Origin of the sequence: Blastococcus saxobsidens (assembly GCF_002938435.1) — a bacterium.
GTDB lineage: Bacteria > Actinomycetota > Actinomycetes > Mycobacteriales > Geodermatophilaceae > Blastococcus > Blastococcus saxobsidens.
Genome location: NZ_POQT01000015.1, coordinates 73385 through 92055, shown reverse-complemented (window position 1 = coordinate 92055; position 18671 = coordinate 73385). Strand labels below are relative to the sequence as shown.

Here is an 18671-nt window from a genome sequence, read left to right as displayed (position 1 = left end):
GGGTGAGCGGGATGAACACCTTGCGGCTGTAGGTCACCACACCCGGCCGGCCGGCCGAGGCGAGGCCCGCGTCGCGCACCCGGCCGGCAGCGGTGAGCAGCCGGTCCAAGGGCTCGCCCTCGCCCAGTCCGCGGGCGTGCAGCAGGGTCTCGGCCTCGACCGCGTCGAGGCTCACCCCCCGCTCGGCGCGCACCAGCGCACGGCGGACGGCGGACTCGGACGGGGCGACAAGGGGACTCATGGAATCCGAATCACTAGAGGCGACTCAGGACGTACGCAGGCGACTGCGAGGACGCCCACGTGCATGCACACCGGAGATGAGCACACATGCCGGTGTACAAGCGGATGCCGTTGTATCCTATGGGCGGCATCATGGCGCGTCAAAGACCGCGCCCGCAAGACCGAGATCAAGCCTGCCACTGCACTGACGGCACCGGCTGAAGGGGGTGGCCAGCAATCATCCTCATCAACGGGCTTGCTTCCCCTACGCACCTTGCTGCCTACGACGCGCCATGCCATCGGGCCGCCGATCCCCACCGCACCGGCCTCCGCGAAGAAAGCGCCGTCCAGCAGGCTGTTCACAGCCTGGCCTCCAGGGCTGAGGCAGCCTTCTCGGAAGCCCTGCTACCGGTGAAGCATCAGGTGCGTTCGAGGGCGCTCCGCCAATCTCCACAGGGATGGGAAAGCTGTCCCGCACCACCGGCGGCACACCAACTAGGCCGGGTCGTCGACTTCCGACTCGCCGACTCCGCGCGAGCCACGCCCACTTCGCGCCCCAGGCTCGACCGGCAACTCATCCGGGCCCGTCGGTCTGGCTGCGACAGCACCCGAGGTTGCGTCGAAGGGATCTGCCGTGGCCACGAAGGTGACGCCGCCGCGGTCTCGCGAAGGGCTGCGACCCGAACGGGGCCCACTGGAACTCACCGTCGACGGTTCGGTGCACCATGCTGGAAGCTGGACTGACAGATGTACACCGCGATCCTCTGTTGCGGAACCGCCCTCAGCTACGAGACGCGGAATCTGGTGCCGCGCCAGGGCGATGTCGTCCCGTGTCGTCGACACGGGTTCTGCCCTGTGGATCACGCCCATGGAAACGACGGCACAACGTCGCGCACTTCATTCGTCCAGCGCTCCCGACCGCGATCCCAGCAGGAGCTCGTCGACTTCCTCCAACGCCGCCCCGTCACGACAGTGCATGTCTTACGCGGACAGCGATTCACGCTGCGATTGATCGCGAACGCGGAGAAACGCGGAATTCTCGACGTCGATTTGTGCACCGGACGCGTCGCACTCCGTGCGACTGCACGCTAGACCGAGACCCCGCCGGCCTGGCAACGCCCCGGCGAGTGTCCGGCCTCGGGCTGAGAAGCCGTGGCGCTCGATGCTGACGATGGGATGGATGAAGGTCAACAGCACAAGCCCACGAGCGAGCCAGACGGTACGACGATCCTGCGGTCCCCTGCTCGGTCTGCCCGCCGTTCAGGGCGGAATCACCGGGCCCACCCCTCGCCCCCAGCAGACATCCCCCGATCAGCCGCACCCGATCAACGACCTTCTGAGGCACTGCAGCTAGCCTGGGACGCACGGCAAACCAGAGCTGTGTCGCTCATCATGACGCCGGTATACCGCTGATCCAAGGGAGTGGGTTGAGCATGCGCATCGCGGTCCTAGGACTCGGCGAGGCCGGGTCGGAGATTGCGTACGACTTGGCGACGGCGGGTGCCGACGTATGTGGCTACGACCCGAAGGGGATCCAGGTCGAAGGAGTGGGTCCCCGTAGCAGCGAGGCAGAGGCTGTGATTGATGCCGGCCTCGTGCTCAGCCTCAACAGTTCACACGATGCGATGACGGCGCTGGAGAACGCGACGGCCGCCTTGCGCCCGGGCACGCTCTGGGCTGACCTCAACACCGCCAGTCCCGGCATGAAGGTCGCTCTGGCTGAGCGCACCGAGAAACTCGGCGTCTTGGTCGTCGACGTGGCACTGATGGCGACAGTGCCGGGCAAGGGCCTCCGTACGCCGATGCTCGTGTCCGGCGAGGCGGCCGCCCGGTACGCGGACCTCATGTCCGGCTACGGCGCCCACGTCGAGATTCAGGCAGGTCCCGTAGGCAGCGCCATCTCGCGCAAGCTGCTCCGGAGCGTCTTCTACAAGGGGCTGGCCGCCGCTGTCGTCGAAGCACTCAGGGGTGCTGAAGCGGCAGGCTGTGCCGAGTGGCTTCACGAGAACATCTCCGCGGAATTGGCTGGCTTCGACACGCACACGATCGACCGGCTGGTCGAGGGCACGCGGACCCACGCTCGGCGACGGGCCGACGAGATGGCGGCTGCCACCGAGCAGCTCCAGGAACTTGGCGTCCCGGCCCGAGTCGCTCCGGCCGCCCGCGACCTCCTGGTCGAGCTGCGTGACGCGACGGCAGTCGGCTCCGAAATCCTTGCTGGCTGACCTCAGGCCGTACGTAGGACATCTCCTGATGATCGATCTCGACGGCCTTCCGCGCCGGTCGGAACGGGAATCCTGGTCGGCCGGCCACTCGGCCGCCGAGAGGGCCTGGAGCGGTTAGCCACCTGCAAACGTCCCGAAGGACTCGGGTGCGACCGAGATCGGATCAGTCCGCCGCTCCTCCGTCGGCCGACGCGGAGACCGTGGTGCTGGTGATGGAGAACCTCAACACCCACACCATCGGCTCCCTCTACCAGGCGTTCGCCCCCCGCGAAGGCCTTAGCCCTGGCGCAGCGCCTGGAGATCCACGACACCCCCAAGCACAGCTCCTGGCTCACCGTCGCCGAGATCGACCTGGGGCCTTGACCCTTGATCTTGGACACGCGTGGGGTGCCTACGCCGCGCTCGGCAGCGTAGCCGGAGCTCTCCGGGCCTCGTAGTCGTTCGGGCTGGCCTGGCCGCAGGCGGAGTGTCGGCGGCGGGTGTTGTAGCGGGTCGCCCAGGCGAACACCGCCCGGCGGGCCTCGGCCGGCGTGTTCCAGCCAGTGGCGCCGGCCAGCGTCTCGCGCTTGAGCGTGGCGTTGAACGACTCCGCCAGCGCGTTGTCCGCACTCGAGCCGACCGCGCCCATCTACTGGATCACCCCCAGCCGCTCGCAGAGGGCGGCGCAGGCCCGAGAGGTGTGCTGTGCGCCGTGGTCGCCGTGGAAGACCGCCCCGGCCAGACTGCCGCGGGGTCGCGGCCGCGGCAAGCAGCGCGTCGGCGACGAGCTCGGTGCGCATGTGGTCGGCGATCGACCAGCTCACCAGCCGGCGGGAGAAGCAGTCGATTACCGTCGCCAGGTACAGGGTGCTGCCGCTCAGACATGACCGAATCGCTGCAGACACTCCTCGAGCGAGACCCCCTCGGCGAGGGCGGTCCGCACCTGCGCCTCGATCCCGGTGAGTCTCTCGGCCTCCGCCAGGACTTCGACCACGTGTTCGGCGGGGACGACGATGCAGCCGTCGTGGTCACCGAGGACGAAGTCACCGGGCCGGACTGCGACCCGGCGCGACGTCGCCCCAGCGACGTACACCGGCTCCTGCCAGCCCGTCACCCGCCACCGGCCGATCGACTGCACGGGGGTGCGATAGCGGGCGAACACCGGGAAGCCGTGCTCCGCCAGCCAGCGGGTGTCACGCACGCCACCGTCCACGAGCGCGCCCACGCAGCCGCGCTCCATCATCCCGAGCGCGATGAGCTCGCCGAAGTAGCAGACGCCGTCGCCGTCGCCGCTCCACACGGTGAGCTCGTCGAGGCCCACGCCCGCGCAGGCCCGCATCTTCTCCGGGTCGCCGGTGCCCTCGTAGGGGGTCATCTGCCCCCGGATGGTGTAGGCCCAGCCTGCGATCCTGTCTCCCGACTCGGGCCGGAAGTCCGCTGCGAGGCCTTGGTCGGGCAGCCCGCGGGCGTCGAGCACGTCGGCGACGTTGGACGCGTCGACGGCGAGGAAGCGACGGCGCACGGAGGCGCGGTCGTCGCCGCCGGGGACTGGTCGGTCAGACACTGGGGATCATTCCTCCGTCGACCCGGATCACCGAGCCAGTGATGTAGGACGCGCGCTCGCTGGCGAGGAACGCGACGGCGTCGCCGTACTCCTCCGGCGAGCCGTAACGGCCGATCGGGATGGTGGCGATGCTCTGGGCCGTCACGTCCTCGACCGGCCGCCCCTCGCGCTCGCTGCGCGCGTGGTCGAGGGCGACTACCCGGCTGGTGGCGATCCGGCCAGGCAGGACGATGTTGCTCGTGACGCCGTCACGACCCACCTCCCCCGCGAGCGTCTTGGACCACGCGACGAGCGCCGAGCGCAGGGTGTTCGAGATCCCGAGATTCGGGATGGGTGCCACCACGCCCGATGACGTGCTGGTGATGACGCGCCCCCAGCCCCGGCGGCGCATCCCCGGCAGCACGGCATCGGTGAGATGGAAGACCGACGCGACCATGGCGTCGAAGTGCCGGCGCCACTGCTCTGCCGCCACCCCCACCACCGGGCCGGGCGGCGGCCCACCGGTGTTGTTGATCAGGATCTCGACGGGGCCGAGTGCGCTCTCCACCGTGGCGAGGGCGGCATCGAGCGTGGCCGGTTGCGCCAGGTCGGCGGAGACGGCCAGGAAGCCGGCGCCCTGCGACCGGATCGCCGCCCCCGTCCGCTCGAGGGCTTCCTGGTCGCGGCCGCCACCCGCGACCCGGGCCCCCTCCCGGGCCAGGGACGCGCTGATCGCTGCACCCAGCCCGCCTCCGGCGCCCATGACCAGTGCCACGCGCCCGTCGATGCCTAGATACATGCCGATCCTCTTTTCGTGCCCTCAGGTGCCGATCTGCAGTGCGCTCGTCCGCTTGCGCAGCAACACCACGACACTCAGCGCGGTGATCAGGCCCGTCTTCACGTTCTCCGACGGAACGTTGGCGATGGACATGGAGAACGAGGCCGAGTCGGCTTCCACGGTGATCTGATGGGTGTTGCGATCGAGGTCCGGATCAGCCCAAATCTCCAGCTCCGTGCGATCGGGACCGACACCCGCCAGCGCGAGGGCCACCGCGACGTTCAGGTTCGCCGGGAAGCCGGAAGCCGCCTCGCGCGCGGTCCCGCTGAACACCCGGACCGGCTCGGTGGCCCCGCCGAGGAGGTGCCGCCGATCCTGGAGGTACGGCGCGTCCAGTAGGCCACGCAGTGGTTTACGGGTGGTCATCCGGACGCTGTGGACAACCCCTTCCGCGGCGGCCTGCACGGCATCCAGCCCGAGCAGTGCCCCGGTGGGCACCAGGATCGTCGCGCCCGTCGTGCGCGCCGTGTCCACGAGATGCCAGGAGTTCAACAGCGCCCCGGCGCTGAGTACCACCAGCGTCTTGCCCTGCTCCACGACCGGCTGCGCGATCTGGTCGAAGATCGCCGCCGGCGCGCACTCGATGACGAGGTCGCACGCGTCGGCGACCTCCTGCGCCCGGAGGACGGCGGGTCTGGACGGCAGGGAGTCCGCGAACTCCTGCGCCGGCGCCGGGCGGCGCGCAGACAGCGCCGTGAGGAGATAGCCGTCCAGCGACCCGTCCACGGCGCGGGCGACGGCCCGCCCCACGGGTCCGAGGCCCACGATCCCGACACGCGTCCGGCCCGCGGCAGTCGTCCAGCTGGGAGTCACTGCGCCCTCTCCTCGGCCCCGACGTCGTCCGGCCAGTTCGTCGATTCGAGGCCTGCCGTCGGGGCGAACGACGAACCCGCTGGACGCCGAGAGTTGCAGACATGTGTGTCCAGGGCCACTTCCGGCTCCGTTCGGTCCCTCCGAGCGACAAATGTTGCTGCTTAGTCACGGCGCTCCATACGGCTTGACCACATGTGATCGAGCTCATATGGTCCGCCGGTATCCATCTGTACACCGCGTTCAGCGGCCAGAGTCTCGGAGGCTTCATGCCGAAGCAAACGCTCGATCGCGCCAAAGCCATCACGGCCACTGCGGCGCTGTCCCTCCTGCTCGCCGCCTGTGGTGGCGACGACGCAGGGTCCGACAACCAATCCTCCGGCGGAGGTAACGGCGGCGGAAGTGCCGCAGACTTCGAGTGCGGCAGCGGCGAGAGCGTCCTGAGCGGCGAGACCGTCCGCCTCGTTGTCGGCACCGACCCCGGGGGCGGCTACGACGCCTACGCCCGCATGATCGGGCCCTTCCTCGCCGACGAGCTGGGTGCCGAGGTCGTCGTGGAGAACCAGCCCGGCGCCGGCGGCCTCAGCGCCGTCAACAGCATGATCGCGGGTGAGAAGGACGGCACCCATGTCATGATCATGAACGCGACCGGGAACATCAGTTCCGTCCTCGCCGGGGTGCAGGGCGCCAGCTTCCCGGTGGGTGATCTCACCTACATCGGCCGGGTGGCCCGGGAGCCCTACATCGTCACGGGCGCAGCCGACGGTCCGTACGAGAACTGGGACGACGTCATCGCTGCGGATGACTCCCCGAAGATCGGGTCCACGGGTCTCGGATCGGAGGCCTACATCAACGGGGCCCTCGTCAACGAGCTGTTCGACCTCGGCGGCGAGGTCATCGCCGGCTACGACTCGGCCAGCGAGGCCGAACTCGGCCTGCTGGCCGGCGACATCCAGCTGTTCCCGGGCAACATCGACAGCCGGCTCAAGCAGATCGAGTCCGGTGACGCCATCGGCCTGCTAGCGGTCGAGCCGGAGCCCGTCGAGGCGCTGCCCGACATGGCGGCGGTCGGTGACTACGAACTCAGCGACGAGAAGCAGGAGCTGTTCGAGGCGCACCTGGCACTGTCGGAGATCGGCCGCCCGCTCATCGGTCCGCCCGGAATGGACGAGGAGGCCACCGCCGACCTGCGCGGTGCCATGAAGTGCGTCTTCGAGGGCGAGGAGCTGCAGGCAGCCGCCGAGGAGCAGGAGCGTCCGATCAGCTACATGACCGGAGAGGAGACCGCGGAGCTGGCTGAGCAGTCCGCCTCGCCGCCGGACATCTATATCGAGTTCCTCAAGGATGCCTACGGCCTCTAACGGCGAACCCGGGCGGCTGTGCCTGCAGCCCTCTGCAGGCACAGCCGCCCTCGCCGCTGCACGGCCGGTCCGGCCCATCCGCTCCGCCTACTCCCAGAAAAGATTCACTCCGCATGAATTCCAGCGTCACCGGCAGTTCCGAGCTGACCTACTCGCTCCGGGGAGAGGGTTCCCCGCTGTTATTGGTGGCCGGAACCGGCTACCCCGGGTCTACCTGGCACCTACCGGACTTCATCGACGAACTCGCCGGGCACCACACGGTGATCACGTTCGACCATCGCGGTACCGGCGGCACCCCGGGCGGTGACGAGCCGTTCACGACGCGGTCGTTCGCGGCGGACGCCTGCGCGCTGCTCAGGACCCTCGACCTGGGGCCGGCACACGTCGTCGGGCACTCGATGGGTGGTCGGGTGGGCCAGTGGATGGCCCTCGACGCGCCGGAACTCGTCCGGTCCCTCGTGCTCGCTGCCTCCGGCTCGGGCGGCAGCGGCAACCCGGACCAGCCCGCGGGGCTCCCGATCGGGGCGATGACCGCCATGATCGAGCGGGGCTACCGCGGCTACATGGAGACGCACATCGAGGCCACGTTCTTCACCCCCGAGTACGCCGCAGAACATCCCGACCGCGTCCGCTGGCTCGTCGACGCCTTCTGGGAGCACCGACCGACCGTGGAGAGCTATCTCCGCCACGTCTCGGCGCGCCAGAACCACGACACCAGCGGCCTCCTGGGCGACATCGGCGTGCCCAGCCTGGTGCTGATCGGCGACAAGGACCTGCGCCGGGGCCCGACCGGGTCCCACGTCGACCAGTCCAGGTTCCTGCACGCCCACATCCCCGGCGCGACCCTGAACTTGCTGCCGGGGCTCTCGCACGGCATGTTCTGGCAGGCTCCCGAGGTGGTGGTCGACGCACTGGTGTCCTGGACCCGCCAGCTCGAGGGTTCCGGCCCCTTCCGTTCGACTTCGCCGACGACGGGCCGTGCAGGAGGAATCGAGCAGTGATCGACGCCCTGTGGTCGGGCCTGGAACTGCTCCTTGAGCCTGCGACGTTCGCCCTCATGCTGCTCGGCGTGGCCATCGGCTTCGCCGTCGGTGTGCTTCCCGGGCTCGGTGGCGCGGTCACCCTCGCTCTGATGATCCCGTTCACGTTCGACATGGAACCGGCCCAGGTCTTCGCGTTCCTCCTGGGCATGTGGGTGGTCACGTCGACGACGGGTGACATCACCTCCGTGCTCTTCGGCATTCCCGGGGAGTCGACATCCGCCGCGGCGATGCTCGACGGCTACCCCATGAGTCGCAAGGGACAGGCGGGGCGTGCGCTCGGCGCGGTGCTGAGCAGCTCCTTCTTCGGCGCGGTCTTCGGGGCGATCGTGCTCGCGGCATCGATCCCGATCATCCGGCCGATCATCCTGTCGCTCGGCCCACCCTCGTTCTTCGCGCTGACCCTGGTCGGCCTGACCTTCATCATCGCGCTGGCCGGCAAGAACCTCCTGCGTGGCTTCCTGATGGCGGCCCTCGGCTTCGTGGTCGGCATGATCGGCATCGACTCCGCGACCGGCATTCCCCGGTACACGTTCGGTCAACTGGACCTCTGGGACGGCATCGGCCTGGTGCCCCTCGTCGTGGGGCTCTTCGGCGGCGCCGAGGTCCTCCAGCTCATGCTCAGCAAGAAGAGCGTGGCGCAGGTGCCGACCAGCGGCGACACCCAGGTGACCGGCGTGCTCGACGGCGTGAAGGACACCCTCCGTCATTCGTGGGTCTGGGTCCGGTCCAGCGCGATCGGCGTGGGCCTCGGTGTCGTCCCCGGCATGGGCGGTTCGGTCTCCCAATTCATCGCCTACGGGCAGGCCCAGAGCGCGTCGAAGTCCCCGGAGACCTTCGGCAAGGGCAACGTCGAGGGCGTCATCGCAGCCGGCGCCAACAACAACGCGAAGGACAGCGGGTCCCTCATCCCGACGATCGCCTTCGGCATCCCGGGCAGCGTCGGCACGGCCGTCCTGCTGGGCGCGTTCCTCGTCGCCGGCCTCACCCCCGGACCGGAGATGCTCACCACCCAGCTCCCGGTGACCATGTCGATGGTCTGGGTGATGGTCATCGCCAACGCGATCGCCGTCGGCGTCGCCTTCCTGGTGCTCAAGCCGCTCGCGAAGCTCACGTACATCCGCGGCACACTGCTGGTGCCGTTCCTCCTCGTGCTGCTCGCGATCGGCGCCTACACATCGAGCAACTCCTACTTCGACGTGTTCGTGATGCTCGCCGCGTCCGCGGTCGGGGTGCTCGCCATCCGGTTCGACTGGCCACGGGTGCCCTTCCTGTTGGCCGTGATCCTGGGCGCGATCGCCGAGCGGTACCTGTTCCTCTCCTATTCCCTGACCGGCTGGGACTGGCTGGCGGACCCGATCGTGATCGTGCTGTTCCTCATCAGCGCCGCCGCCATCGTCCGCCCGTTCATCAAGAACGCACGCGCGCGCCGGCGGGCACGGGCCGCGGGGCCCGACTCCCCCACCGCGGGGCCCGACTCCCCCGGGGCGTCCACCGTTAACCCGTCTTCCCCCGCAGAGACCCCGACGACGACGTCAGAGAAGAGCGGCAAGCGATGACCGTTCATCAGCAGCCATCGCCCACCGACGGCGGAACGGCCGCACGCGGACATGGACTGCTCAGCCGGATGGTCAGTGCGGACTTCCTCATGGCCGGTGTGCTGCTGGTCATCTTCGCGGCCGCCTTCATCGGCGCTCAGCAGTGGCCTTTTGACGCGAAGATCTTCCCGATGATCGTCTCGGGGGTCGGGATGACCCTTGCCCTGGTCAAGATGGTCCTGGCGCTCCGGCCGCCGCGGGCCCCGGCTGCGACCACCGGCCACGCGCTGGCCGGCGTCGAACTCACCGACGAGGACGACGAGGCCGACGAAGCCCTCGAGTACGTCTTCGAGACCGCGTCGCGAGTCGACTGGTTGCGCGTGCTGGCGTGGGCCGGCGGATTCTTCGTTGCGTTCTTCCTGGTCGGCGCAATCCCCTCGGTCCTGGCCTTTACGGTGCTCTACCTGCTGTTCGAGGCCCGCACCAGCTGGATCGTCGCGGTGGGCTACGCGCTGGTGCTCGGTGGGACGCTCTTCGCCGCCCAGGAACTGCTGGACATCCTCCTCCCCGGCGGCGTCCTGCTCAGCTGATCCTTCCGCGGCAGACCTGGCGCTGGCCCACCCTGCTCCAGCTCGCCTCGGCCCCTGCGACCCCTGAGACGAAGGGCACCACCGTGCACCGGCCTGAAGTCAGCGACCCGACGTGAATGATCTCGATCTGACGCTCGCCGTCGGCCGCTACGCGATCACGGAGGGGCTGCTGAACGGCACCGTCGCGCCGCGTGGCGTACGCCTGCGCCCTTTCGCCATGCCTTCCCCCGAGCGCCACTGGCGGATGCTGAGACACCAGGAGTTCGACGTCTGCGAGCTCTCCCTCGCCGGCTACTCGAAGGTGTTCGCGCGCGAGCCCGACAAGTGGGCGGCCATCCCGGTGTTTCCGCACCGCCGCTTCCGGCACGGCTACGTGTTCATCTCTGCACGGTCGGCGGTCCACTCCCCCGAGGAACTCACAGGAGCGGCCATCGGGTTGCGCACCTGGGGGACGACCGCCGGTCTCTGGATGCGAGGCATCCTCCAGGACGAGCACGGCGTGGACCTCCGGGGCGTTCGCTGGGTGACCGAGCACCTGGAGAGCGCGGGAGCTCCCCCGTCCGGCTACTCCATCGAACGGATGCCCGACGGTGGGAACCTGCGGACGATGCTGCTCGACGGTGAACTGCAGGCGGTCATCTATCCCGAGCGCATCCACGGAGCCGACATCCAGCCGATCTTCCCCGATGCGGCCGCGGCGGAACGGGCTTACGCCCGGCGCACCGGGCTCTTCCCGATCATGCACCTCGTCGCCGTCCGCAGGGAGCTCGTCGCGCAGCACCCATGGCTCGCCAACGAACTCGTCACGGCCTTCGAGGAGGCGAAACGCGCGGCGTTGCGGCTCACCGCCAACCCGCGGTGGTTGCCGCTGGCCTGGGGTGAGCAGGCGCTGGACGAGCAGGGCGGGATCATCGGTGCCGACCCGTGGCGCTACGGGCTCGAGGAGAACCTCCCCGAGTTGCGGACGGCGATGCGCTACAGCTACGAACAGGGACTGGTCGACCGGGCCATCGAGCCGGCCGACCTCTTCTGGCCGTCGACCCGGGACCGTCCACCGACGTATGCCGCTGCGCGGTGACGGGCGGTCCTCCTCCTCCCCCGGAGGACAGCCGTTTCCCCGCCTGGCATGCTCTCAGCTCCCGCTGGGCGTTCCTCTCCCTGGTCACCCTGCTGTACTGGGTCACCAGCCAGGGAATCCGCCCCTTCCTGCCCATCCGGCTCGAAAGGCTCGGCGCCTCCGACTTCGTCATCGGCCTGGCCGTCGCCGCCTACGCGGTCGTCGGGCTCCTGCTCGCCATTCCCAGCGGCCGGCTGCTCGACCGGTTGTCCCAGCGGGGGCTCCTGGTCGGCGCGATGCTCGGCCTCGCCGTGACGACGGCGGCGCTCCCCCTGTTCCGATCGGTGCTGCTGCTGTCGCTCGGGATGATCGTCAACGGACTCTTCGCCATGTGGGTGTGGCTGGTGCTCCAGTCCATGATCAGCAGCACCGGTGAGGGTCGGGTGCGGCGTAACCAGATGGCCCTGTTCTCGCTCACGTGGGGCATCGGCCTGGCGGCCGGCCCCTCGGTGGGCGCAGTCCTCTACGACCGGCTCGACTTCACCGGCCTGTGCCTGATCATGGGCGTCGTCACGCTCGTGGGCGGGCTGGCCGCCGCCGCGGCCCCCTCGGTCAGGCCCCCTGGAGCCACGGACGGTGACGCCGCTCCAGAGGATGCCGGCATCCGCGCCGCGCTGGCGCGAGCGTTCGAGAATCCGATTCTCGTCAGCGTCCTCATCTCCAGCTTCATCAACCTGTTCGTGCTCTCGATGCGGATCTCGTTCTATCCGGTCTACCTGGAGCGGGCCGGCGTGACGATCACCCAGATCGGCCTGCTGCTGTCCGTCATCGGCATCTCCTCGCTGGCGGTCCGGACCATCCTGCCGCTGGTCGAGCGCCGGTTCGGCACGCTGCGCGTGCTCATCTACAGCACCTGGCTGGCGATCATCGGCGCCGCCAGCATTCCACTGACCACGAACGTCGTCGTCCTCACCGCCGGCGCGGCGCTCATCGGAGTCGGCCTGGGGGCTAACCCGCCGATCACCGTCAGCCTGCTGGCGGAGCACTCCGACGCCCGCGACCGCGGCCTCGCCGTCGGTCTCCGGATGGTGGCCAACCGCTCCGGCCAGGTGGCGCAACCGCTCGTCTTCGGCGGCCTCGCGGCGGCGTTCGGGCTGGGACTCGCATTCCCCGTCTCGGGGGTCCTGCTGGCCGGCATGACCCTCTGGATGTCGCTCCGGCTCCGCCCCTACCGCTGATCCGTCCCCCAGCCATTGCAAAGCAGCACCGAAGAAGGAGAGCAGCCATGAACGAGGTAGTCACCGACGTGCTCCGGCGGGTCGAGTCGCTGCGGGAGGAGCTCAGTGCCCTCACGCTGCGCCTGGGCAACACCTTCGGGCCCTTCGGGTACGAAGCAGCGACCGCACAGCAGGTGCACGACTGGTTCGCCGAGCGGCGCATGCCGGCACGCTTGGTGCCGCTCACCGAGGACCGCGCCAGCTGCGTAGCGCGCCTGCCCGGCGACGGCACCGGGCCGTCCCTGGTCTTCAACGCGCACCTTGACACGGAGGCCTCCGGTCCCGAGTACGACCGGCTGATGGCGATCCCCGACCCGAACAAGGTGGGCGCCCGCATCGAGGACGGCGTCGTCTACGGGCACGTGGCGCAGAACGACCGGGCATGCATGGCTGCACAGATGATCGCCGCTGCCGCAATTCACGACTCCGGCGTGACGCTACGTGGCGACGTGGTCGTCAAAGCCGTACTCGGTGAGACCGGAGCCGCGCCGGTCGACGAGTACGAAGGGCTCTCCTACGTCGGCAAGGGCACGGGCACGGAGCACCTGATCCAGCACGGCTACCGGCCCGACTACGCGATCATCTCCGAGACGACCGACTTCGCCCCCTGCTGGGTACAGACGGGAGCCATCTACGCCAAAGTCACCGTCCGTGGTCGGAACATGTACACGCCCCGGCTCGTCCGCGGGGATTCGCTGCCGGAGCACCCGAACGCCATCGTGAAGCTGGCCGTCGTCATCGACGCCATCGAGGAGTGGGGCATCCGGGTGCAGAAGGAGCGGACGCACGAGACCGCCTGCGGCACCATGGAACCCAAGGCTCAGGTCGGCGCGGTCAGAGGCGGCCTCCCGTGGCGGCCCAACCGTTCCGCACCGTACGCGGCGGTCTACGTCGACATCCGCACCGTTCCCGGCGAGGACACCGAGGCACTCGTCGATTCCCTTCGCGGCGCCATCGCCGAGACCGGGATCGCGGCCGACGTGGAGGTGTTCATGGAGAAGAGCGGACACACCGCCGATGCCGGCGCACTGACGCCCGTCCTCGACGCCCTCGACGCGGCGCACCGCGTCGTCCGCGGAGAGCCGATGCCGACGACGGCCGAGACCGCCGTCGTGTCGATGTGGCGGGACACCAACGTCTACAACCGGATGGGCGTCCCGGCCCTCACCTTCGGCCCCGGACGCGGAAAAGCGTCGGTGCAGGGCACCGGTGGGCTGGCCATGTCCGAACTTCTCGACGCCGCCAAGATCTACGCTCTCACGATGCTCCAGGTCTGCGCCGGTGCCGCCCTGGACGACGCGTGACCTGACGGGCGTGACCTGACGGGCGTTGCACCGCCGCAACTTTCGCGGCTGGGGCAACGCCCGCATGCCCATGGTCACACTCAAGGTCGAAAGAGAGTGTGCCGTTTCGGAACTGTCTAGCACGAGCGCAAGACACGCTCGACCTGCCAGCGCAAGGAGTTGCCCCGCATGACCGCGCTCAGCCTGGAACGCCTTCTGCCGACTTCGCCCAGGGGCAGCCGCGCCTCATCCGCCGGCGACCGCCTGGCTCGGTACATGACCCAGCAGTCCGACGCCGCGCGCTCGGCGTTCGATGCCGCGACCGCCTACGAGCAGGCGCACACCCGCGCAGCGCGACGCGCTGTTCTCAACCGCTTGTCGGCGCGGATGGGCAGGTGAGAACGCTCCCTCGCCCGCTTTCGGAGCGGCCACGATGCGCGACGGCCCCTGTCCTCCGGACAGGGGCCGTCGCGCGTTCCGACTCAGTCGCCCTGGTACTCCGGAGCGGCCTCGAGCACCACGGTCTTGTCGTAACCCATGTGCTTGAAGAGGCGGTTCTGCGCCGAGATGAGGACGACGTCCTCGTCACCGGTGTTCTCGAAGACGTGCTGCGTGTTCGGCGGCACGTAGATGTGGTTGTCGGTGGTGAAGTCTGCGACGACAGGCTCCTCCGCGACGTGGGCGTAGTACTTGTCGTCGAGCTCCATCGCGACGTCCCACTGACGGGAGCGGCCGGTGCCTTGCAGCACGTACAGGTACTCGTCGGCCATGTGCCAGTGCAGCGCGGTCTTGCTGCCCGGCGGGATGCGGAGCATGTCGAGGTCCAGCCCCCAGCTACGGACATCGGGAGTACGCGGGGAGCAGATCGTCTTGACGAAGCCGTCGGCGGTCAGCTGGTATTCCAGCTCGGGCGAGCGGACGACCTTGCTCATCTCGTTCGATCCCGGTGTCCACAGCTGGCTCCAGTCCTCGCGCGGCCCGTAGCCCTCCACCTTGGAGGTCCACGGCTCGATGCCGCCCTGCTGGTAGAGCCCCATGGCCATCCACGTGCTCTTCGCCTTCATGACCAGCGCGACAGCCGGCTCATCGGGGTCTGCGTTGAAATGCCGGTGCACCGAGTCGGAGTGCACGAAGCAGAAGTCGCCGGCCTGCCAGTCGTAACGCTTGCCGTCATGGATCTCGTAGCCGTTGCCGGAGATGATGTAGAAGGCCGCCTCGTTCTGGTGACCGTGGCCGGTGTTCGATCCACCCGGCGACAGGCGCTTGTAGTGCACCTGCAGGCTTTGCGTCCGGAGCGGCTCCTCCTCGGGGCTGATCACCCACTCGGTAAAGGACTCCTTCGACGGATCGGACGCGTAATAGCCCTCGCTGAAGTCGTCGTAGTCAGTGTGCCCGCTCCACGTGCGGGGCAGGGTGCGGCGCTGGTCGAGCAGAGCCGTGAGCTTGTACTTCGTGCTTCCGACCTCTTGCAGGTAGAGACGCTGGGCCACCGTCAACCTCTTCTCGCGGCGATAACGAGACCGCCGGTTCATATCGTGGGAGAAAGACTGTATGCAACGGTACGCGGAGGGATGCAGCGGGTCAATGCCGCTCGCGCTCCAGCCCGGTGACCGCCAGACCGGACCGGATCTTGTACCGCTTGTTGATGTTGATCAGCACAGCGGTCAGCGGTTCGAGCTGACGCGCCATGCGCAGCGGGCCGGCATCTACACCGGCATGACCAGTCAGGGCAGCGGCCAGCTGGAGCACCTGCGCCTTGGCATCGGCGTCGTCGCCGCAGACGAGGACGTCCTCGTGCTCCAGTCCGTCGTCCTTCCACAAGCTCGTGGCCGAGACGTGGTGGAACGCACCCACGACGCGGGCGTCGGGGACGATGCGAGCGGCCTCCTCTGCCGCGCTGCCGTCGGGCACCGCGAGACCGAAGGGCCCATTGCCATCGAAGCCGAGCGGGTTCACCGGGCTGACCACGACCTTGCCCGCCAGTTCGGACCGGAGACCGTCGACGAGTTCGGCGTGCCCGTCGTAGGGGACGGCGAGGACGACGACCTCCGCACCGCGGCACGCATCGGCGTTGGCCTGCCCGGTGACCTCCGGAGCTGCGTCGACCCGCTCGTTGATCGCCTGTGCCACCTCGGCCGCACGCTCGGCCGAGCGCGAGCCGAGGACGACCTCGTGGCCTGCCTTGGCGAACTGCAACGCGAGCCCCTTGCCCTGCGCTCCGGTGCCTCCCAGTACTGCGATGATGCTCATTCCTGCCCCTTCGCCCACAGTGCCAGCCGCAGCTCCCGAGCCTTCGCGAAGTGCGCTGCCGTCAGGTCGTGCGCCCGGTCGGCGTCCTGCGCCTCGATGGCGGTGATGATCTCCTGGTGCTCGCCGTTCGCCTCGGCCCACCGCCCCGGCTGCGACAGCGTGGTGGACGGGTAGCGAGCCAGGTGCATGTCCAGTCGCTGGAGAAGGTCGCTCAACGAGTCGTTGTGGCTGGCTCGCCAGATCGCCTGGTGGAACTCGCGATTGCCGGCCGCCATGGCGTGCTCGTCGCTGACGTCCATCGTTTCCAGTCGCTGGGCGATGCGGCGCAACGTGATGAGGTCCATGTACGACCTGCGCACGGCCGCGACACGCGAGGCCATCGCCTCCAGGACGATGCGGGTCTCGTACAGATCGAGGATCTCCTCCGGACTCCGTTCCCGGACCATCAGGCCCCGATCGCCTCGGACGACGAGTCCATCCTGCTCCAGGCGGGTCAGCGCCTCGCGGATCGGCGTCCGGCTGACCTCGCACCATTCCGCCAGCGCCGTCTCGATGAGGGGCTGACCGGGCGCGAGCTCACCGGTCATGATCGCTTGATACACCTTCTCGTAGGGCGCCGCCTTCCGCCCCGCGACCCGGTACGCCTTGCCGTCTGACAATGCCGGTCCCGACATCGTTATCACCGATTCTCTCCGGCGCGGGCGCGCCACGGCCTATGCCCTCAGTCTGCGCGCAGAGCAGGAAGAACTTCCTCCCCGATCCGGCGGATCTGATCTTCCCAGATCGGGAAGTTCAACCGGAAGTCGAAGACCAGGTGGTCCACGCCCACATCCTGGAGCGTGCGGCACTGCTCGATGACGTCCTTCGCCGTTCCGTGGATGAGCACGCCCTGCAGATCTTCCACGGTCTGGAAGCTTCCCGACTCCGGCTTGACCCAGAAGCGTGAGTTGTTGGCCCACGTGAGCAGTCCCGGCACGTTGACCCGGGAGATGGCCTCCTCACGCGTGTCGGCGATCGACGTGGTCGGGATGATGCCCACCGTCGGCCGCGACCGGCCGTTTTCAGTGGACGTGTCCGTCAGCGTCTGCACGCGCGCCTTGAGGGTCTCGAGCGCGATCCGGCCCGGCAGCCAGCCGTCGGCCGACGTCGCGGCGATGCGCGCCGACTTCGGGGTGGCACCGCAGTACCAGAGGGGCGGCGGCCCTCCGACGGGCTTCGGCTCGATCGTCGCGTCCTCGAAGTCGAATGGCGAATCGTTCCATGACACACCATTCTCGGTCCAGATCCGCCGCATGATCTCCATGTTGGTCTGCACCAGCTCGGGCCGCGGAATTCCGGACAGTCCGATTGCGTCGAACTCGTGGTCGAAGTTTCCGGCGCCCATTCCGAGAATGACGCGGGGACCGAAGAACTGGGTCATCGTCGTGGTGATCAGGGCCGTGTGCAGCGGGTGCCGGAACGGGATGAGTGCACCGGTGCCCAGCTGCAGGCGCTCGGTCGCTGCCCCGACCGCCGTGAGCACGGTCAAGGCGTCGTAGAAGGTCGCATTCGGGCTCTCGAACTCGCCGTGCGGCTCGAAGAGCAGATGGTCGCGCACCCAGACCGAATCGAAGCCGAGCGACTCCGCCAACTGGGACCCGCGGATGATCTTGGCGGCATCTGCGTGCTCCCCGAAGTGGGGCAGCAACAATCCGAAACGCACAGGGTTCTCCTTCGACTGTTCGGTTTACGACCGAGACGGCTTGTCCGACCGGACCACGACGTCGCCCGGGGCGTGCAGGTGTTCACGGAACCACGCAACCATCTGCGGGATGACCACGTCGGCGTACTTGGCGTAGGCGGCGTAGTGGCTGGTGTTGCGCTGGAGGACCAGCGACTTCGGTCCGGCCGCCGCCTCGTAGATGGCGACGGCATGGTCCGTGGGAGTGGTGGCGTCGTTCTCGACGGCGACCACCATGAGCGGCGTGATCAACCCGATCGCCGCCTGTCCCGGGCGGTAGTGCAGCAGCGGGTCGACCATCGACAGCGGCACTTCCATGCGGATCTTGACATCGACGTCCTTCTTGAAGTTCGACTGCTTGCGCTCGAGCGTCTCGACCATCACCTCGTTGCGCGGGTGCACGAGGCGGCTCTTGCCGGTCAGCACGCGTTCGCGCCGGTCCTGCTCCAGCAGGGCCTGGTACTCCACCCACTCGAACTCGGTGCGCATCCGGTGCAGCCAGTCGCGCCCGTCGGCCACCGGCATCTGGCTGATCACAGCCCGCACCCGCGGGTCGGTGGCAGCCAGCAGGACGACGTTCCCGCCACCGGTCCCGCCGGTCGCGTACGCACCGATCGCCCCCACGTCGTCCCGGGTCGTCAGGTAGGTGACCCCGTTGACGAGGTCCTCGAGCTGGTGCGTCGGGTTGACGATGCCGCGGTCGCTGCCCTCCGACTCACCGAAACCCCGGTAGTCGATCGAGAGGACGGCGAAGCCGGCGTCGGTGAAGCCCTGGTGGTACCGGTCGTAGGCCTGGGCGTCCTTGAGCCCCAGCCAGCCGGGACCCTGGATGATCGCCGGCGTCGGGCCGTCGACCACGTCGGGCGTCCGCCACAGCGCGCGGACCCTGTCGGGACCGCTGAAGTACTCGACCTTCTCGGTGCGCATTCCTCAGCCCTTCG

Annotated in this window: 18 protein-coding genes and 2 pseudogenes; 10 read left to right on the top strand and 10 right to left on the bottom strand. The window is 68.7% G+C overall.

The window, feature by feature from the left end:
• Positions 1 to 241, bottom strand: a 241-nt coding sequence (locus C5507_RS11255) for a hypothetical protein (protein ID WP_158657577.1), incomplete at its 3' end; no start/stop codon positions are given.
• Positions 242 to 1652: 1411 nt separating this feature from the next.
• Between C5507_RS11255 and C5507_RS11250 the strand changes: the two genes are divergently transcribed.
• Both C5507_RS11250 and C5507_RS23140 read left to right on the top strand, forming a co-directional pair.
• Positions 1653 to 2444 (top strand): DUF1932 domain-containing protein, encoded by a 792-nt coding sequence (locus tag C5507_RS11250; RefSeq protein ID WP_242610950.1) that lies wholly within the window; start codon positions 1653 to 1655, stop codon positions 2442 to 2444.
• Positions 2445 to 2635: 191 nt separating this feature from the next.
• Positions 2636 to 2798, top strand: a pseudogene (locus tag C5507_RS23140) (transposase); the annotation flags it as partial.
• A 37-nt stretch (positions 2799 to 2835) separates the two neighbouring features.
• Here the strand turns inward: C5507_RS23140 and C5507_RS23135 are convergent.
• From C5507_RS23135 to C5507_RS11225, 4 genes and pseudogenes are all read right to left on the bottom strand, one after another.
• A pseudogene (locus tag C5507_RS23135) lies at positions 2836 to 3298 on the bottom strand (transposase); the annotation flags it as partial.
• 2 nt (positions 3299 to 3300) lie between these two features.
• Positions 3301 to 3987, bottom strand: coding sequence for an RraA family protein (locus C5507_RS11235; protein WP_207225658.1), 687 nt, complete (start codon positions 3985 to 3987; stop codon positions 3301 to 3303).
• The gene (locus C5507_RS11230; protein ID WP_104528609.1) at positions 3980 to 4765 is read right to left on the bottom strand and encodes an SDR family oxidoreductase; all 786 of its coding nucleotides are present in this window, start codon (positions 4763 to 4765) and stop codon (positions 3980 to 3982) included. Before C5507_RS11230 ends, C5507_RS11235 begins: the two co-directional genes overlap by 8 nt.
• Before the next feature lie 21 nt (positions 4766 to 4786).
• Positions 4787 to 5617 carry an aspartate dehydrogenase gene (locus C5507_RS11225; protein ID WP_104528608.1) on the bottom strand — a complete coding sequence of 277 codons (831 nt, stop codon included), beginning with the start codon at positions 5615 to 5617 and terminating at the stop codon, positions 4787 to 4789.
• Between the two features lie 266 nt (positions 5618 to 5883).
• Between C5507_RS11225 and C5507_RS11220 the strand changes: the two genes are divergently transcribed.
• The 8 genes from C5507_RS11220 to C5507_RS11190 all read left to right on the top strand — a co-directional run bounded on the left by C5507_RS11220 (position 5884) and on the right by C5507_RS11190 (position 14159).
• Positions 5884 to 6975 (top strand): tripartite tricarboxylate transporter substrate-binding protein, encoded by a 1092-nt coding sequence (locus tag C5507_RS11220; protein ID WP_104528607.1) that lies wholly within the window; start codon positions 5884 to 5886, stop codon positions 6973 to 6975.
• Positions 6976 to 7088: 113 nt separating this feature from the next.
• The gene (locus tag C5507_RS11215; RefSeq protein WP_104528606.1) at positions 7089 to 7976 is read left to right on the top strand and encodes an alpha/beta fold hydrolase; all 888 of its coding nucleotides are present in this window, start codon (positions 7089 to 7091) and stop codon (positions 7974 to 7976) included.
• Positions 7973 to 9574, top strand: a complete 1602-nt coding sequence (locus C5507_RS11210; RefSeq protein WP_104528605.1) for a tripartite tricarboxylate transporter permease — start codon at positions 7973 to 7975, stop codon at positions 9572 to 9574. The genes C5507_RS11215 and C5507_RS11210 overlap by 4 nt, the downstream gene beginning before the upstream one ends.
• A 68-nt stretch (positions 9575 to 9642) precedes the next feature.
• Entirely contained in the window at positions 9643 to 10143 is a 501-nt protein-coding gene (locus C5507_RS11205) for a tripartite tricarboxylate transporter TctB family protein (protein WP_104528604.1), read from the top strand.
• Between the two features lie 112 nt (positions 10144 to 10255).
• Positions 10256 to 11221 carry a 4,5-dihydroxyphthalate decarboxylase gene (locus C5507_RS22280; RefSeq protein WP_158657576.1) on the top strand — a complete coding sequence of 322 codons (966 nt, stop codon included), beginning with the start codon at positions 10256 to 10258 and terminating at the stop codon, positions 11219 to 11221.
• The gene (locus C5507_RS11200) at positions 11218 to 12438 is read left to right on the top strand and encodes an MFS transporter (RefSeq protein WP_158657575.1); all 1221 of its coding nucleotides are present in this window, start codon (positions 11218 to 11220) and stop codon (positions 12436 to 12438) included. Before C5507_RS22280 ends, C5507_RS11200 begins: the two co-directional genes overlap by 4 nt.
• A gap of 47 nt (positions 12439 to 12485) precedes the next feature.
• Entirely contained in the window at positions 12486 to 13781 is a 1296-nt protein-coding gene (locus tag C5507_RS11195; RefSeq protein WP_104528602.1) for a M20/M25/M40 family metallo-hydrolase, read from the top strand.
• 168 nt (positions 13782 to 13949) lie between these two features.
• Positions 13950 to 14159, top strand: coding sequence for a hypothetical protein (locus C5507_RS11190; RefSeq protein ID WP_104528601.1), 210 nt, complete (start codon positions 13950 to 13952; stop codon positions 14157 to 14159).
• A gap of 83 nt (positions 14160 to 14242) precedes the next feature.
• Here C5507_RS11190 and C5507_RS22275 read toward each other — a convergent pair whose 3' ends face one another.
• From C5507_RS22275 to C5507_RS11165, 5 genes are all read right to left on the bottom strand, one after another.
• The gene (locus C5507_RS22275) at positions 14243 to 15250 is read right to left on the bottom strand and encodes a cupin domain-containing protein (protein WP_207225657.1); all 1008 of its coding nucleotides are present in this window, start codon (positions 15248 to 15250) and stop codon (positions 14243 to 14245) included.
• 91 nt (positions 15251 to 15341) lie between these two features.
• Entirely contained in the window at positions 15342 to 16010 is a 669-nt protein-coding gene (npdG, locus tag C5507_RS11180; RefSeq protein ID WP_104528600.1) for an NADPH-dependent F420 reductase, read from the bottom strand.
• Positions 16007 to 16684 carry a GntR family transcriptional regulator gene (locus tag C5507_RS11175; protein WP_242611354.1) on the bottom strand — a complete coding sequence of 226 codons (678 nt, stop codon included), beginning with the start codon at positions 16682 to 16684 and terminating at the stop codon, positions 16007 to 16009. Before C5507_RS11175 ends, npdG begins: the two co-directional genes overlap by 4 nt.
• 47 nt (positions 16685 to 16731) lie before the next feature.
• Positions 16732 to 17712, bottom strand: coding sequence for an LLM class flavin-dependent oxidoreductase (locus C5507_RS11170; protein ID WP_104528598.1), 981 nt, complete (start codon positions 17710 to 17712; stop codon positions 16732 to 16734).
• 24 nt (positions 17713 to 17736) lie between these two features.
• On the bottom strand, positions 17737 to 18657 hold the full coding sequence (locus tag C5507_RS11165; RefSeq protein WP_104528597.1) for an alpha/beta hydrolase: 921 nt from the start codon (positions 18655 to 18657) through the stop codon (positions 17737 to 17739).
• Positions 18658 to 18671: the final 14 nt, after the last annotated feature.